Origin of the sequence: Chryseobacterium sp. RR2-3-20 (assembly GCF_017808115.1) — a bacterium.
GTDB classification, from domain to species: Bacteria; Bacteroidota; Bacteroidia; order Flavobacteriales; family Weeksellaceae; genus Chryseobacterium; species Chryseobacterium oryzae.
This window is the reverse complement of sequence record NZ_JADQBD010000070.1, coordinates 1-14,815: the sequence shown is the minus strand read 5'-3', so window position 1 is coordinate 14,815 and position 14,815 is coordinate 1. Positions and strand designations below refer to the sequence as shown.

Here is a 14,815-nt window from a genome sequence, read left to right as displayed (position 1 = left end):
TTTTTGATAGGTATATTTTGGACACCTATTGAATTTTTCTTGTTCCATAGTTTGACAATATTTAATGAATTTTTTGTCAACCTATTTCAGGAATATGCAGGGTTAACGCTTGCACATAACGGTTCGGGGCTTTGCGATGGTGGGGCAATCGAAGCACAAATCTTCAATTTTGCACAAAAGCTGAACCGAAGAACTGCCGTTGAACTTTGCAGTTTCGCCCCACTATCGCAAAACCCTTGTTATATGCCGTTTTTTTATCCTACGTTGAGTTGCATATTGGCAAGTTCTACTTGGAATTTCACTTTTGCTTTCAATGCTGTAAAAACTTTCAGTAAAGTTTCCATTGTTACATTGCCTGCGTTGTTTTCAAGGCGTGAAATTTGGGCTTTCTGAACGCCAACAAGTTTGCCCAATTCTTCCTGTGTCAAGTTGCGTTCTTGGCGTGTTTGTTTTATGGCTTTGCCTATTAAGTCCATTTGAAGTTCATACTCGAAAAGGTCTCGTTTTGGTGTCCCGATTTTTCCAATGAGTTTATCTTGAACTTCGTCTAATGTGTATGTCTTCATTTTTTCTTGTTTTTTAATTTATCTTCAAAATATTTTGCACGAATTTGAATAGCTTTTTGGATTTCTTTGTCAGGAACTTTACTTCGCTTTTTAACGAAACCGTGAGTAGAAACTACAAATGTTTCTGTTGCAGAAGTTTTATCCCAAAAGGCAAGTAGCCGATACTGCAAACCTTGATACAAAGTTCTAAACTCCCAAATGTCGTCAACAAGCTTTTTCAAAAGTTCGGGGTCGTTTTCTACTTGTACTTTACGAATGTTGTAAAGTATTTTAGCGTAGTGCTTTTCTTCCAAACTTTGCAAAAACTCAAAGGCTTCATCTAAAAGTATTATCTCAAAACGTTTATCCATTCATTAATCGTTAATGATGCAAAGATACAAAAAAAAGTTTCGTTAAAGCGAAACTTTTTTCGATTAGTCTTTATTTCCTTTTTTAGCGTTTTCACTTCGTGTCAAAAGTTGAAGATTTTCAAAAACGGTCAAACCTCCGTTGTGTATTGATTTTATGTGGTCAACTTGAAAGTCCAATTTGTTCTTGCTTTTGTAGCCACTTTCTGCACTAAAATAAAATCCGTCTTTGTCTGTAAATTTCTTAAAAACTTCGTCACGCAACCATTTTTCATAAATTGGGTCTTGTTCTCTCAACTCGTGAAGTTTCAATTTTTCGTAACTTCTCAATTCTTTTTCTTCGGTTGGTTTTATGCCTTTTCGTTGAAAAAGCTCGGGATGGTTTATTCTTGATTTTGCTAAATTTATTTCTCTTAAAAATCCACGTTTGTCAAAGTTGAAAAATGTTTGCCATTCGATTTCGTTATTATCCCAAATTGTATTTATAAGTTCAGTTTGCGATTTTTCGCCAAGGTCTTTTTCGATAATTTCCGAAGCGATTTTATCGATGTCGTATTTTTCTCTGTCTTTCAGTTCAATGAAAACAGGAACTTCATCTTGAATGGTGTAATACTGTAAAATGTCTTTGATGTCTTGCAAATGATACGCAGGATATTTTAAAGTTCCTTTGAAAAATTCTTCTTCAATTTGCTCTGCAAAATCTTCCAATTCGTCTTCGTCCAAAACATCTCTTTCGGTCAAATTATTTTGCTCGAAGAAACTTGGTAAAGCGTTTACAAAATCGGTGTACGATTGTAAAATATTGTCATAAACCAAAACCTCACAATTTCTTTCTATCGGTTCCTCGTCGTTGTGTTGCTCCAAAAATCTGAACTGATAAATTCCCAACGGAAAACGTTCGATGAAGTTTAATTTTTCAAGTTCTTCACGTTTTTCTGGGTCAATGATTTTATTGGTAAGAATTGCAAATTCTTCAACTTTATTAATGGCAACAAGTCGCAAAATTTGTTTTTTAGTTTCTTTGTCAACATCTTTGAAATTGATGTTATCCTCAATAAATAATTTTTCAGGATTAATCCAAGAAATACGATTTTGCCAATCATCAACGAAGCTCACAATGTAAGCTTCTTTCGTTCCGCCTGCTTTCAAACCCCGCAAACCACGACCAATCATTTGTGTCATCAAAATTGATGAAATTGTTGGTCTTGCCAAAAATATAGATTGTACGTTTGGAACGTCTGTTCCTTCGGTCAAGATATTTACGTTGATTAAAACTTCAATTTCTTCATTTCTAAATTTTGCAATTTTGTTTTTGTTGTCTTTGCTCGAAATAGTTACGCCAGTCGCTTGGTCTTTTACGGTCGAAATAACGTAATCAGATTTTACGCCAGCTTCGTTAAATAAAGCATTCAGCGCAATTGCATTATCAACGTTCAAGGCAAAAACAATGGTTTGTTTGTATTTGTCTTTATTGAGAAGATACTTGTTTACAATCGTATGATTTCTTTCGTCATTTTCCGCAATCGTTTTGGCAATTCCTTTTCCAATACTGTCGATGTCGAAATAATTCAGTTGTTCAATTTGTTCTTCGGATAAATCTTTGATAAAATTTAATCCGGTCGGAACTTCTTCAAAATGTGGTTCGGATAAAATTCCTAAACGAATTAAAGTCCGCAAATCTATTTTATAAACAATGTCGTCTGGAAATACTTTTTTCAACAAACCTTGTTCGCTTTCAGCGGTTCTAAAAGGCGTTGCAGTCAAGCCAAGCATTTGAAAATGCGAAACATTTTCTTGAATATTTTCGATTAATTTTCTGTATGTTTTTGCAGTTGCGTGATGAGCTTCGTCAATAACCAAAAATATTTCTTCGGTATTTCCTTTAATCCAATTGTTGTACAAATGGTTAAAACCTGCATTCAGACTGTCTTTGCTCGAAATAATTAAATCGTCCGAAGGTCTGATGTTAATTGGTTTATCGTGAATGCCCGAAATAATTCGATAATTGAAAGATGTTTTGGTTTCAAAAATATCGTTGAAAGCAAGTTTGTCGGCAAATGTACTTTTTGCTTGTTCCAAAAGTTCGTGTCTGTGAGCCAGCCAAAGCACTTTTTTGCCTTTGTCCAAATAATTTTTTGCAATCCAATGTCCAGCGGTCAAAGTTTTTCCGCCACCTGTTGGCAAAACCAATAAACCTGCAAACGGATTTTTGTTTGTCTTAATTATTTTTTGGTTCAAGCTGTAAAAAGCTTTTTCTTGATGTTCGTAAGGAATAATTCCACTTTCCGCATTTGCAATATTTATTTTTCCTGCAAAATCATATTTTACGCTTTTCTCTTTTTTGTCCATTGTGTTTTTCGCTTCTGAAATTTCCGCCATTCTAAAAGTTACCGTTTCGCCTTTTACAAATTGTGTAATTGATTTCACACTTTCTTTTCCGCACCAAAGAGTTAAATTTTGTTTTTTAAATTGATAATCAAATTTGGCTAAAATTTTAAAATTTCTCCTTTTGTCCATTTCAATTTTAGCCAAGAAAGTTTCATAATTTCTATAAGTCAAATTGAGTTTGTTTTTCTCAATGTCGAAAATAATTTCCTTAACAATTTCTCGGATTTCTTTTAATTCCATAATTTAATTTCAGTCGGTTTTGTCTTTTGGATAACGGTCGCCCTAAAATGGCATATAACGTTTCGGGGCTTTGCGATGGTGGGGCAATCGAAGCACAAATCTTCAATTTTGTACTAAAGTTGAACCGAAGAACTACCGTTGAACTTAGCGGTTTCGCCCCACTATTGCAAAACCCTTGTTATGCACAGTGCTGTTTTCAACTTCGTACATAAATTCCAATTGTCCTATTGAAATTTGCTTATTTTGTTTTTTATCGTTGATATAGTCAGCAATACAATTTGCAACAAATTCTGCAAGTTTTACAGGAACAGCATTGCCAATAATTTGTTCAAGGTTTGTCTTTGTGCCATTGAATACGAAACTTTCAGGAAAAGTCTGAATAAGGCTTCTTTCTTTTGTTGTTAAAGGTCTTAAATCTTCTGTAATATCAACTGGGTCGCCTTCGTGTTTTGAATAACCTTTTGGAATTGGTCGGTTTACGCCACGAATAGTTGGACTTGGTTCATAAATACTGAAAACACCACGTCTCGCATAACTTCTTGGATGTCTGTAATAATATTCAATGCCCAATGAATTACCAAAATAATCAAAAAGCGTTGTTGGTTTTGTAGATTGTTTTTTTGCAAAGTAGGGATTTAAAAAATTATCTTGTGAATGTTTGTGTCCAATCAAAAAGAAACGCTTTCTTGATTGAGGTACACCACAAAAACTTGCGTCCAAAACCTGATAAGAAATTCCATATCCTGCGTTCTTAAAAATTTGCAATGCTTCTTTTAAAATTCCACTTTTAGTAATTCTTTCCACATTTTCCATTACAAACCACTCTGGCTTTGCTTCGGAAACAATGTTTGCGAATGATATAGTTAAATCAGCTCTTCCTAATGTTTCATCTCTTTTTCCAGCACTTGAAAAATCTTGACAAGGCGGACCACCAATTATCATTTGTGGTTTCATACTTTTTACAAATTCAAGTCCTTCTTCGCTTCCTAAATCGGTGTCGTAAATAGGATGGTCAAAATTATCTTTATACACTTTTACGGCTGGTTCCCATTTGTCGAAAGCTGCCAATATTTTAAAACCTGCATTTTGAAAACCAAGCGATAAACCGCCACATCCCGAAAATAAATCTACTATTTCCATTATGTAAATAATTCAGGTGAGTTAAAAATAATTGCGTCAAATCGTCTTTCAGGACTAAGTAGATTTTGTCCACCACCAAGAATAATTTTTCTGATGTCTATCTTTTCAATTCTTGGCTTTGTGAGTTCTGACGAAGCCATATATCTATGCGTAACTCGTCCACTTACAGCAAAAGCTTTGTCGTTTTTTGTATTGTAAGAAAGTTCGTCAATAACTTTATGATGATTGATTTGTCCATTTTTTGAAAAATCATAAAGCATTTTAAACAACCAAATAATAGTTCTTATTTGTCTTGTAATTCTGTTGTTAGAAGAAAGTTCGCCTCTAGCAACATCTAAAAATAGTTGTGTAAAAGCAAAATTACTCCAAACAAACACATCTAAACAATTATCCGTTAGTTTTGGCGATTTTCCGTTTGTTTTCCAAACTGGTTGTAATAAAATAGGCTCTTGTTTGTCTAAAACTGAAAGAATGATTTTGTCAATGGTAGTAATCATTTCAGTTATATGTGTCCAAACAGCTGTGCCGTCTGTCCAATCCGAGATACTATCAAATTTATTTCCGATAATTTGAGAAAGTTCTTGTTGTTTGTCTTTGAAGTTTACAGCAATACTACAAGCTAAATATACGATAGTGTCTGGTCTGATAACAATTTCGCACCCATAGTATTCTTCACTTAAATTACAAGTTGAATTGTCGGGTAAAGCCGTCAACTTTACTTCAATTGGTTTCAAACATTGTCCATTGCTTCTTAGTTGAGTAACTAAATCAACTCTTGGTAATGAACCAATAACCAATTGTTGATATGGTGTAAACGGACTTTCAAAAGAAAAGAATAAATCATTTGAATTTGGGTCAATACCGTAAAGTTCTTCAGCTGATATTTTTTGATGGCTTACTTTTAGGTCTTTGTCAAGACATATATAAACATTTTCTAAATTTTTTGAAGCAAGAAAATTTGTCAAACCAGCAGGAAATGAAGAGTTAAACTGGTTCTTTCCCCAAGTGTCTGCTTGGGTAAAATCCCTGTTTGAATGCGTAACTCCAAATAATCCTGGTTTTTCTATACTCATAATTTTCTATATCTGTTATTGGCTTCAAATTTACTAATTTTTTTGGTAAGATTTGTCGATTTTGTTAGTTGGTTGTATGGTTTGACGGTCGCTTGTCGCATTGTGCATAACGGAAAACGGCTTGGCGAAGGCGGGGATAAGAAAGCCAAAACTTTCAACTAAACCCGAAATTAGCAAAAACCATTTTCGTTTTTTCAAACTTACGAAAAATAAAAAAACGGAATGGTTTTTTGCGGCGAAAATTCCGGAAATCTTCTAAATGATAACGTTCCACCCCGCTTTTGCCAAACCGATGTTATGCACAGTGCGTGTTATTCTGCTAGCTTAAATACAATTAGTTTTGCTTCAATCAAATTTGCTGGATTATTTGGGTCTTTTACTTGTACGTTTTGAAATGTCAAATTTGGATTTCCTAAAGTTTCAAGTTTTGTTTTACTTTCAGTTGGGAAACTGTCATATTTGGATGTTGGAATTATAGCGACTAATTCAAAAATACTTGATGAAGCTGTATGCAAATAACTAAAAACTCGTCTTGGATTTTGAATTTGCCACATTCCGCGAATACGCAAATTTGTAATTCCCAAAGGGTCAACTCGGTTTACTCTTCCTAATTCATTAGTTTCGGCAAGTTCAACATTAGGGATTTCATTAATTCCTTCCGTAATTTTTTGCTTAATGATTTGGTATGTTTCGTGATTGGCTGCATAAATATTTCCGTAAACCATCCACAACGATTTTATAGTGTCGTCAGTTGTATGACCAACGCAATAAATCAAATCTCTTTCAGTCCAATCTTCGCAAGTTCTACAAGATTGTGTAATCATTGAACTTCTTGATTGAACCGTTGCTTTTGGATAAGAACTATTCAAAGCTAAATCAGAATTTGCACTTTGAGTTTTCTTAACTTCAATTGCATCACCACCTCTAATCATTATGTCAGGAGGATGATTTTGATTACCCAACCAAGAAAATTCTTCGTTGTATCTCCGCATTTTTTCTAATTCATCTTCGGTTTGAATAGTGTTTACAAAAGCATCTTTTACAAAAGTTTCTAATGCTTCTCCAATATTATTTACTCTATTTCTCCCTGAATAATGACTTCTAATTGCATAAATTGGATTTTGCGCAATGTTTACGATCGATTCTAAAATATTTGTCATACAGCTGCAGCTTCTCTAAGTAGATTTGTAATTTGATTTTTAGTTTGGTTATCTATGATTTGGTTTTTAATACTTTGTGCAAGAAAATGGGCTAAATTAACAGGCACAGCATTTCCAATCATTTTATAACCTGCTGAAATATTATCATAATGAAATATAAAATCATCTGGAAAAGTTTGTATTCGTGCACATTCTCTAACACTTAAACGTCTATATAAATGTTCTTTTCCTGGAACAAAAACACGAATGTTTTGCTCGATAAACTTCATTTTTGGCGCTTGTGGATGAATAGGAGCGTGTCGTCCTCCTGCTTGAATGGTAAATGATTGTTCGTCCCAACTTCTTACACGATTTCTTGACATAAAAATGGTTGAAAAACCACCCGTCATATATTCGTGATTTGGGAAGTTACAATCATTTCCATTGGTTTTGTTATTTGTTTTTGCAGGAAGAACATTGTCTTTTAAATCTGAAATAGTATCTTGTAAAGTCAATTTTTTGAAATTCGGTTTTTCAAATTTATATTTGAAATCTAAATCTTTGCGAATGCCAACAAAAATTACACGTTTTCTGTCTTGCGGGACATTATAATCACAAGCGTTTACCATTTCAAAAGAAAGTTCGTAGCCAATTCCTGCATTTCTAAACAGTTCTTTAATGTTTTCTAAGGCTTCTGAATGACGACCGAGCAACATACCGCTTACGTTTTCTGCAAGAAAAAATTTTGGTTGTTTCGCTTCTAAAATTCTGATGAAGTCGTAAAATAATTGCCCCCTTTTATCTGCAATTCCTTTCATTGCACCAGCTTCGCTCCAACTTTGACAAGGCGGACCTCCAATAATTCCATCGCATTCAGGAACTTCGTCAGAAGGAATATTTACAATACTTCGCTTGTCTAAAATTGTTTGTGGATGATTTTTTTGATAAGTCTCCCAAATTTCTTTGTCGTACTCGTTTGCCCAAATTACATTAAATCCTGCATTTTGGAATCCAAGGTCAAGTCCACCTGCACCTGCAAAAAATGATACTATATTCATACTGTTATTGGATTTTTAGATTTAAGATAAGCGACTTTTTCTTCGGCTAAAACCAAAGTTTGTTCATCGCAATTATTTTCATAAATTTTTTTAGCAATGAAATCACTAAAAAATTCAGTTCGTAGCTTGGAAATTTCCAAATTAAAAACTTCCGACAAAAGCGTTAATCTTCTTTCGTCAAATTCACGTTTATTATTTTCTATTTTGCTGAGATTGGCAGAATCTAAATCTAATTTAGCGGCCAATTGAGTAAGCGTAAAACCATTTTCGGTTCTAAGTCGCTTAATATATTCTCCAAAAGTTTCTTCCATTAGACTTGTCAATTTTTGACAAATTTAATTTTTATTTCTGAAGTGTGAAAGTTTTTTTGATTTTTTTCGGAAAGTTGATTTTGTGACGTGCGTTCAAATCGCATTGCGCATAACGGGAAAGGGCTTGGCGAAGGCGGGGATAAGAAAGAGGGAAATTCCAACTAAACCCGAACCGAGCAAAAACCATTTTCGTTTTTTCAAAATTACAAAAAATAAAAAAACGAAAAGGTTTTTTGCGGCGAAAATTGCGAAAATCTTCTAAATGATAACTCTCCGCCCCGCTTTTGCCAAACCCATGTTGTGCGCAGTATTTTTAGTTCGGCGACTTGGATTTAACTCGTTAAATTCAGGTCAGAGAATTAAAAATCAAGCATGACAATTTTTTTCACGCACGAAATCGCAAAGATTTTCAGAATTTTATTCACGAATTTCGGAAAAGTATTCACGCAGACTTTATTCATGCAGTTAAGTGCAAAATTTGTAAAAGTCAAGCACAATTTTTTATACTCAAATCGGTAAGTTTTTCATAAAATTTTTTTCTGGATTTAGGAAGATCAGCGCAAAAAATTTCAGATTTTAGTAAGTTTTAGAAAGTTTAATTCAGGTCAAAATTTTGATTTTTCAGACCGAAATTTCTTTTTGATACCGCGCTTCTAATATTGCGCACAACGTTTCAGCTTGGCGAAGAAGCGGCTTTTTAGCACAAATGTTCAATAGAATTACAAAACTTGAACCTTGCACAAACGTTTCATAAAAGCACTTCACCCGCTTTTTTGCCAAACTGATGTTACAAGCTGGCCTTTTGTAAATCATTGTGTTTCTGTCCATTATTTACTGTGTCTTTGTGCATTGGCTTTGTAGCTCTTTTGTATTTTTTGCATTGGCTTTGTGTGTTGACTAAAAATGCAAATGTACTACCAAAAGCGTTGGGCTATTCTGTCGGTTGTAATTTTCCTGCGTATGTTCCGTATGGTTTACCTGAATAATCTCCTGTTTTAAAGTAGTCGCATAAAAGTTTGATTACATTATCTATATCTTCTTCAGTTTCAAACTGAATTTTGCCGTCCTTCAATTTTATTGGTGCTTTTTTCTTTTTACCTAATGTTTCTAGTTTCTTTAAGTTTTTTGAAGTTAGGAAATTTAGGTTTCCGATTTTTTCCAATTTCATTAACTTTTTATGAATAGCAACTTTTGTTTCTATTTTTTCTGTTAGAAGTTTTACATCTCCAAAACATTCGTGTTTAGAAATTGAAGTCGCGACATCTTCTGCTCTTTTTTTGTATTCTTCTTGCAATCCAACAAGTTGCTCAAAGTAATACTTTTTCAAAACATAAAAAGTTTCCTCGTAAAATATACAATCAATTTGTTTATCTAAATATACCGTATCACTTTTCAATAGCGATAATGTATTTGTGTTGGTATCAAAAAAGGTTCTTATTTGATTGCCTAAGCTTTTCTTTTCTCCGTCCTTTTCCTTTTCTACACCTACTTTTCCGGGTGATAGTTTTCTAAACGTGTAAAAAGATTTGTCACTATCCATTTCAAATTCTACACAATAAGCCCAAAGTGTTTCGTCTTGAAGTATATCGTTTAAATCTGTGATTTTTTGAGGGCTTTGGTTCAACTGGTTGTAAACAACGTCTGAAAATGAGCCAACTTTATTTTCCATTTGATAAGTAAATAAATGCTCGGTTTCGTCTGCAATGACATCATAATCAAAGAAGTGTAAATCCTCGTTATTTTGAATTTTCTGAAACTGTTTTAGTGAAAGTTCATAAAGATACTTTCTCACTTCGTCTGTAATTTCAATTTGATAAACTTTAAAATCAAATTTCTCTAAAACTCGTGAGTTAGCCTTCATTCCCTCTTTGAGAATACGAGTAACAAAATACATCTTCAAATTTTCTGCACTTGCCTGTCCGATTATATCAACCAATATTGATTTATCCATAATAAATATTTTTCGTAATTAGGTTTATCTTCACTTCTTTTCCGCTTTCCAAGTCTTCTTCTTTCGTTATCAGAAGTCCTTTTTTTGTTTTCCCTTTTTTATTATAATCGACTTGGTAAAGTGTATGAGTAATACTTAAAATGGGGTTTATCACAATCATATTTGATTTGCTATAAATAAAAAATATGATAACTAAAACGATGAAAATTGAAGTAATGTCAAACAAGTTATTTGTGTCTTGAAAAATAAACGGAACAATGTAAGTAGAAATATAACTTATAGTTTCGCTATTCTTGTTTTCTACTTCAATAATCTTTACAAGTTCTCCATTTGCTTTTTTCGTGTCTAAATTTTTCAATAAGAATTTCAATCCTATAAAGCCGAAGATTGCTAGAAGAAGAAGAAAGCCGCTTAAACCAAATTTTCTAAAAGCCAACAAAATACCTTCTTGGTTAAAATTTCCAAAATTCAAATACTCAATGTTTTGCTTGATTTGTCTTAAAATCAAAAGGCCAAACAAGGGAATATAAGATGTAATGAATAACACCAAAACTGCAATTTTATTTAGCTTTACTTTATTCATTTTGCTGTTGCGTAATATTTTGCTCGTTCTTCTTTAAATAATCTTAGTTGTTCAATGTGTTCTTTATACAATTTATGCAGTCCGTTTTTTGATGTTTTTTGTTCAGGAAATGTCAAAGAAAAAGCATCGCTATCGTTTGTATGGATGGCACTTTCAGGAACAAATTCTTTTATTTTCTCCAATGAGTTCAAATAATATGTTTCGCTGATTTCACAAGCAGTTAAACTCAAACCTGCATTGTAACAAGCAATCGCAATAGTTCCGCTTCCTAAATGTGTGTCTAAAATCTTGTCGCCTTGTTTGGCATACATTTTCAAAAGCCATTCGTAAAGTTCAACTGGTTTTTGTGTTGGGTGAATTTTGTTTCTGTTCTTTCTAACGCTGAACTCAAAAATTTTCGATGGCTTGTCAAGTGAACTCCAAGCCATTTCGGCCATCGAAAAATTATTCAACGTTTCAGGTTGTTTTTTATCCCATATAATAAAACCTTTGTTATAAGGACTTCTAGCCCAAAGTTGTCCAAAGTAATTTCCTCCCCAAATAATTTGATTTTTTGAAACACGAAACAGTTCATTAAAATAATTGTCATCAGGCTTTACGTCCCATTGACTGTATTCGTCCATATTAAATTTATGGTCTCCGCCTCGTTTGGTTTTGTTCAAAATACCATAAGGTGGGTCAACGATTGCAAGGTCAAAATAATTATCTGGATACCTTGCCATTAACTTCATATTGTCTTCTCTTGTAATTGTAATCATAGCAAGTTTATTTTTGGGTTGCGAACCTTGAAATGGTTAAATCTGAAATGTTTTTACTTATGTCTTTTCCGAGATTGTTGACGATAATACTGTCAAAATCTTCGTAGTCAATTTCTCTTATATCATTGTCAATACAGTTGTATAAATACTCTGAAAAAGTATTTGCCCGAATAATTACGATTGGACTTGTACGAATATCTTGAAGTACAGCAGGAACGTATCTTGGCGTTACAACGATTGTGTAAGCACCACCAATTTTTTCACGGTGTCCTGCTAATCTTCCTGCGTTTACGCTTGAAAGTTTGTTTTTAGTTGATTTGGCTTCAACAGTAAATTTCTTCTTTCTTGGAATGTATAAACATTCTAAATCTGTATTTCCTGCTCCGCTAATTTTGTTTGCTTCTATGTTGTAGAACATATTGAAGCCGTCTGCTAAAGCATCTTCAAAAAGATAGGCTTCCGCTCCGTCATTGTTGTTTGCGTATTGCTCAATAAGTTTTGGAAGATTAAGCAATTCAAGTTTGAAATCGTCAACGGCTTCATCTATTTCAACCAAAAGTGTTTTTGGGTAGAAACTGTATATCTCTTTTACAACGTCTAATTTCAAACGTTCAGGGTCATTGAGCAATAAAGGTTTCTCTAAAAACGAATATTCGTTTTCTAATTGCTCAACTAACGATTTTAAATTTTGGGGAATTGAAATCTCGTTTCGGGTTATTTTTCGGAAAGTGTTTGTGTTGCCGTGTTGTAATTTGGTAATCACAACTCCGTCTTTTTTGTGCAAAACACCTGCACTTTCAAACAAACTGGAAACATAATAATCCCACTCATAAGCCGAATTTACTAAGGCGTGTCTGTCTTCTTGAAATTTTTGTATAAGCTGTTCATCTGAAAGTTTGCGTAATTCCAATAATTCATTTACCAATTCTTTGTAAGTTGTTTTGGTTGCTTCTTTCAGAAAAACAACTGAATAAGCTACCTCGAAAGCGTAAAGTTTATTTGAAAGTTTTGGCTCTGAAAGTAATTTGTAAATCAACCGAAACGGATAAAGCTGAAATTCGCTATCTGTTCCGCTGTGTGGGTGTTGATATTGAACAGCCCAAAGCATTGCAAGAAATATTTTAGCCGTTTTTTCTTTATCTTCAACGTGTTTCAAAAACAAGTTGCCAAGCGGACTAAACAAAAATCTATCTTGTCCGTCAACTTTGGCTTGGTAGCCAAACATATAATACGAAAGCTGATTGATTTTGTGATTTATCGCATCAAGCGGTAATTCGGGGTTTCGTTCATTGTACATTCCCAATTCACGCAACTTTAAATTTAATTGCGCTTTCTCATCTGTTGAAATTCCTGTTTTGGTGTATGACTTCAAAAATTCAGCAACAACACAAAGTTTATCAAAATCCCTTGTGTGTCGGTACAAAATCCATTTCTTACTGTTAATTCTTAAAGTCATACTATCGGTTTATTTGGGCAACAATATTTTTAATGAGCAAAGGCGGAATACATTCGCCAATACATTTTCTAATAAGCAATTCGGGTGTGTTGTCGGGAATATTCCAGTCTTGTGGCAAAGACGACAACAACATCAGTTCTAACGGTGTCAAAACTCTTGCATCAGAATACGTTCCGTTTTTCAATTTTCTGCCCGGGTGTACATTCAGTTGTGAACTGATTGCATCGTTACGCATCGTAATTGTTGGTGCTGGTTCGTCCCAATTAATTCGTCTGTACGATGTATTATAGCTTTTGATTTTTTCTCCATTTGGTTTTACAGGAAAATATTTTTTGTTTTCAAATGCAGTTTGTCCTGTTGGCGTGTGCTTCATCCATTGAATGTGACTGTCCGAATGTTTTCGAGCAAAGTGCCATTTAACATTTGATTTTTGTCCTGCTTCAATACTTGGCAAAAAACCAATTTTTTCTTCTACGGTTATTTGCTTTTCAGATTTTATTGGTTGTCCCCATTTTTTACCTTTTCGATACAATTTTATAATTGCTCTTGTTCGTCTTTGAGCAACACCAAATTCAGCTGCATCATAAACATTTGCTTCAATATTATATTCTTTACCAAAAAGAAGATTTAGAATTTCAACTACTTTTAATTGTTGCCTTTTGTAAGGCAAAACCAATTTGAAAAATGTCGGGACATTTTCAATCAACACAAAGTCAGGCGATTTTAGTTTAATAAAATCAATAATCTTGAAAACAAGATAATTTCTTTCATCACTGAGCATTTGCTCAATATTTCTGTTTTTTCCTGCAACGCTCATTCCTTGGCAAGGCGGTGAAGCAATTAAAAAATCTAATTTTTCGGGAGTGTTTTTTACGAGTGTTTTAAAAACATTTTCGTCTAAAATGCTTCCTGCAATCATTTTTGAATTGGGATATAATGCCTGATATAATTCGGCTCTTTCCTGAACCAGTTCATTAGCGGCAACAATATTTATTCCTACTTCTTCAAAGTAAGTTTCTGCTATGCCTGCACTTGAAAATAGTGATGCTCCTACCATAGTTAAAACTTGAGTGAACTTTGTTGTTGGTTTTTAATTCTCATATATTTTGCTTTTTCCTCGGCAGCTAAAAAAAGCTTTTGGGTTTCTTCCTGCGGATAAATCAGTTCTGCAATTCTTTCGCTTAAATATTCGTGTTCTAATCTTTTTAAGTCAAGATTGAAAAATGATGAAAGTTTGGGTATTATTTCAGACGGAATATTTCTTTTCCCGTTTTCAATTTTTGATAGGGTAGATTGGTCTATATCTAAAGCAGCAGCAAGCTTAGTTAATGTCAAGCCATTATCTACTCTTAGTTTGTGAATGTATTCGCCAAATGTTTCTTTCATAATCTTGAAATTTATTTCTTGACACTTTTGGCAAATTTAGTCATTCTGTTTCTGATGCCAAAGTTTTTAGCAAAATTTCAGTCAGAATTTGGGCGGTGGGTGGGCTCGGGTGCGTTGGGATAAAATTAAATGTGGTGCAAAAGCGTTGACTTTGTGTGTTGGTTTGCACCTCTTTTAATTTTATGAAGCGTTGGCAGTTTGTCTTTTTTTACTGTCGAATTTTTGCTGAGATGTCGGGCGTTAGGCTTGCTTGTAACGGAAAAAGTATTGGCGAAGTGCGGGCAAAATGGAACGAAAAGTTCAATTTAGACTGCGTGGAGCCGATGCTTTTTTCGGATTGTTAAATTAAGAAAAAAATCAATACGAAAAAGCAGCGGCGGCTAAATGTGACAAATCTTTCAATTATCCCTTCCTCCCGC

General features: G+C 33.7%; 14 protein-coding genes. All 14 read right to left on the bottom strand.

Annotated elements, in window-relative coordinates; translation table 11 throughout:
• Window positions 1-254 precede the first annotated feature (254 nt).
• Window positions 255-566, bottom strand: coding sequence for a helix-turn-helix domain-containing protein (locus IV513_RS13130; RefSeq protein ID WP_209391024.1), 312 nt, complete (start codon window positions 564-566; stop codon window positions 255-257).
• Complete coding sequence (locus tag IV513_RS13125; protein ID WP_209391023.1) at window positions 563-916, bottom strand: type II toxin-antitoxin system RelE/ParE family toxin; 354 nt, start codon at window positions 914-916, stop codon at window positions 563-565. The genes IV513_RS13130 and IV513_RS13125 overlap by 4 nt, the downstream gene beginning before the upstream one ends.
• 63 nt (window positions 917-979) lie before the next feature.
• The gene (locus IV513_RS13120) at window positions 980-3,541 is read right to left on the bottom strand and encodes a DEAD/DEAH box helicase family protein (RefSeq protein WP_245168945.1); all 2,562 of its coding nucleotides are present in this window, start codon (window positions 3,539-3,541) and stop codon (window positions 980-982) included.
• Between the two features lie 144 nt (window positions 3,542-3,685).
• Entirely contained in the window at window positions 3,686-4,681 is a 996-nt protein-coding gene (locus IV513_RS13115) for a DNA cytosine methyltransferase (RefSeq protein WP_209391022.1), read from the bottom strand.
• On the bottom strand, window positions 4,681-5,754 hold the full coding sequence (locus IV513_RS13110; protein WP_209391021.1) for a HindVP family restriction endonuclease: 1,074 nt from the start codon (window positions 5,752-5,754) through the stop codon (window positions 4,681-4,683). Before IV513_RS13110 ends, IV513_RS13115 begins: the two co-directional genes overlap by 1 nt.
• 311 nt (window positions 5,755-6,065) lie before the next feature.
• Window positions 6,066-6,914: an NgoPII family restriction endonuclease gene (locus IV513_RS13105; protein WP_209391020.1), complete on the bottom strand. Its 849-nt coding sequence runs from the start codon at window positions 6,912-6,914 to the stop codon at window positions 6,066-6,068.
• Window positions 6,911-7,951 (bottom strand): DNA cytosine methyltransferase, encoded by a 1,041-nt coding sequence (locus tag IV513_RS13100; RefSeq protein WP_209391019.1) that lies wholly within the window; start codon window positions 7,949-7,951, stop codon window positions 6,911-6,913. The genes IV513_RS13105 and IV513_RS13100 overlap by 4 nt, the downstream gene beginning before the upstream one ends.
• Entirely contained in the window at window positions 7,948-8,262 is a 315-nt protein-coding gene (locus IV513_RS13095) for a helix-turn-helix domain-containing protein (protein ID WP_209391018.1), read from the bottom strand. Before IV513_RS13095 ends, IV513_RS13100 begins: the two co-directional genes overlap by 4 nt.
• Before the next feature lie 931 nt (window positions 8,263-9,193).
• Window positions 9,194-10,213: a Kiwa anti-phage protein KwaB-like domain-containing protein gene (locus IV513_RS13090; RefSeq protein ID WP_209391017.1), complete on the bottom strand. Its 1,020-nt coding sequence runs from the start codon at window positions 10,211-10,213 to the stop codon at window positions 9,194-9,196.
• The gene (locus IV513_RS13085) at window positions 10,206-10,796 is read right to left on the bottom strand and encodes a hypothetical protein (RefSeq protein ID WP_209391016.1); all 591 of its coding nucleotides are present in this window, start codon (window positions 10,794-10,796) and stop codon (window positions 10,206-10,208) included. Before IV513_RS13085 ends, IV513_RS13090 begins: the two co-directional genes overlap by 8 nt.
• Complete coding sequence (locus IV513_RS13080; protein WP_209391015.1) at window positions 10,793-11,554, bottom strand: DNA methyltransferase; 762 nt, start codon at window positions 11,552-11,554, stop codon at window positions 10,793-10,795. Before IV513_RS13080 ends, IV513_RS13085 begins: the two co-directional genes overlap by 4 nt.
• Before the next feature lie 7 nt (window positions 11,555-11,561).
• Complete coding sequence (locus IV513_RS13075) at window positions 11,562-13,010, bottom strand: restriction endonuclease (RefSeq protein WP_209391014.1); 1,449 nt, start codon at window positions 13,008-13,010, stop codon at window positions 11,562-11,564.
• Between the two features lies 1 nt (window position 13,011).
• Window positions 13,012-14,067 carry a DNA (cytosine-5-)-methyltransferase gene (gene dcm, locus IV513_RS13070; RefSeq protein ID WP_209391013.1) on the bottom strand — a complete coding sequence of 352 codons (1,056 nt, stop codon included), beginning with the start codon at window positions 14,065-14,067 and terminating at the stop codon, window positions 13,012-13,014.
• A gap of 2 nt (window positions 14,068-14,069) precedes the next feature.
• On the bottom strand, window positions 14,070-14,396 hold the full coding sequence (locus IV513_RS13065; protein ID WP_209391012.1) for a helix-turn-helix domain-containing protein: 327 nt from the start codon (window positions 14,394-14,396) through the stop codon (window positions 14,070-14,072).
• Window positions 14,397-14,815 lie beyond the last annotated feature (419 nt).

Bases quoted from the DNA above. Each gene is read 5' to 3' on its own strand.
- IV513_RS13085 (WP_209391016.1), bottom strand. From the start codon at position 10,796: ATGAATAAAGTAAAGCTAAATAAAATTGCAGTTTTGGTGTTATTCATT.
- IV513_RS13115 (WP_209391022.1), bottom strand. From the start codon at position 4,681: ATGGAAATAGTAGATTTATTTTCGGGATGTGGCGGTTTATCGCTTGGT.
- IV513_RS13105 (WP_209391020.1), bottom strand. From the start codon at position 6,914: ATGACAAATATTTTAGAATCGATCGTAAACATTGCGCAAAATCCAATT.
- IV513_RS13120 (WP_245168945.1), bottom strand. From the start codon at position 3,541: ATGGAATTAAAAGAAATCCGAGAAATTGTTAAGGAAATTATTTTCGAC.
- IV513_RS13075 (WP_209391014.1), bottom strand. From the start codon at position 13,010: ATGACTTTAAGAATTAACAGTAAGAAATGGATTTTGTACCGACACACA.
- IV513_RS13130 (WP_209391024.1), bottom strand. From the start codon at position 566: ATGAAGACATACACATTAGACGAAGTTCAAGATAAACTCATTGGAAAA.
- IV513_RS13110 (WP_209391021.1), bottom strand. From the start codon at position 5,754: ATGAGTATAGAAAAACCAGGATTATTTGGAGTTACGCATTCAAACAGG.
- IV513_RS13090 (WP_209391017.1), bottom strand. From the start codon at position 10,213: ATGGATAAATCAATATTGGTTGATATAATCGGACAGGCAAGTGCAGAA.
- IV513_RS13100 (WP_209391019.1), bottom strand. From the start codon at position 7,951: ATGAATATAGTATCATTTTTTGCAGGTGCAGGTGGACTTGACCTTGGA.
- IV513_RS13080 (WP_209391015.1), bottom strand. From the start codon at position 11,554: ATGATTACAATTACAAGAGAAGACAATATGAAGTTAATGGCAAGGTAT.
- IV513_RS13065 (WP_209391012.1), bottom strand. From the start codon at position 14,396: ATGAAAGAAACATTTGGCGAATACATTCACAAACTAAGAGTAGATAAT.
- IV513_RS13095 (WP_209391018.1), bottom strand. From the start codon at position 8,262: ATGGAAGAAACTTTTGGAGAATATATTAAGCGACTTAGAACCGAAAAT.
- IV513_RS13125 (WP_209391023.1), bottom strand. From the start codon at position 916: ATGGATAAACGTTTTGAGATAATACTTTTAGATGAAGCCTTTGAGTTT.
- dcm (WP_209391013.1), bottom strand. From the start codon at position 14,067: ATGGTAGGAGCATCACTATTTTCAAGTGCAGGCATAGCAGAAACTTAC.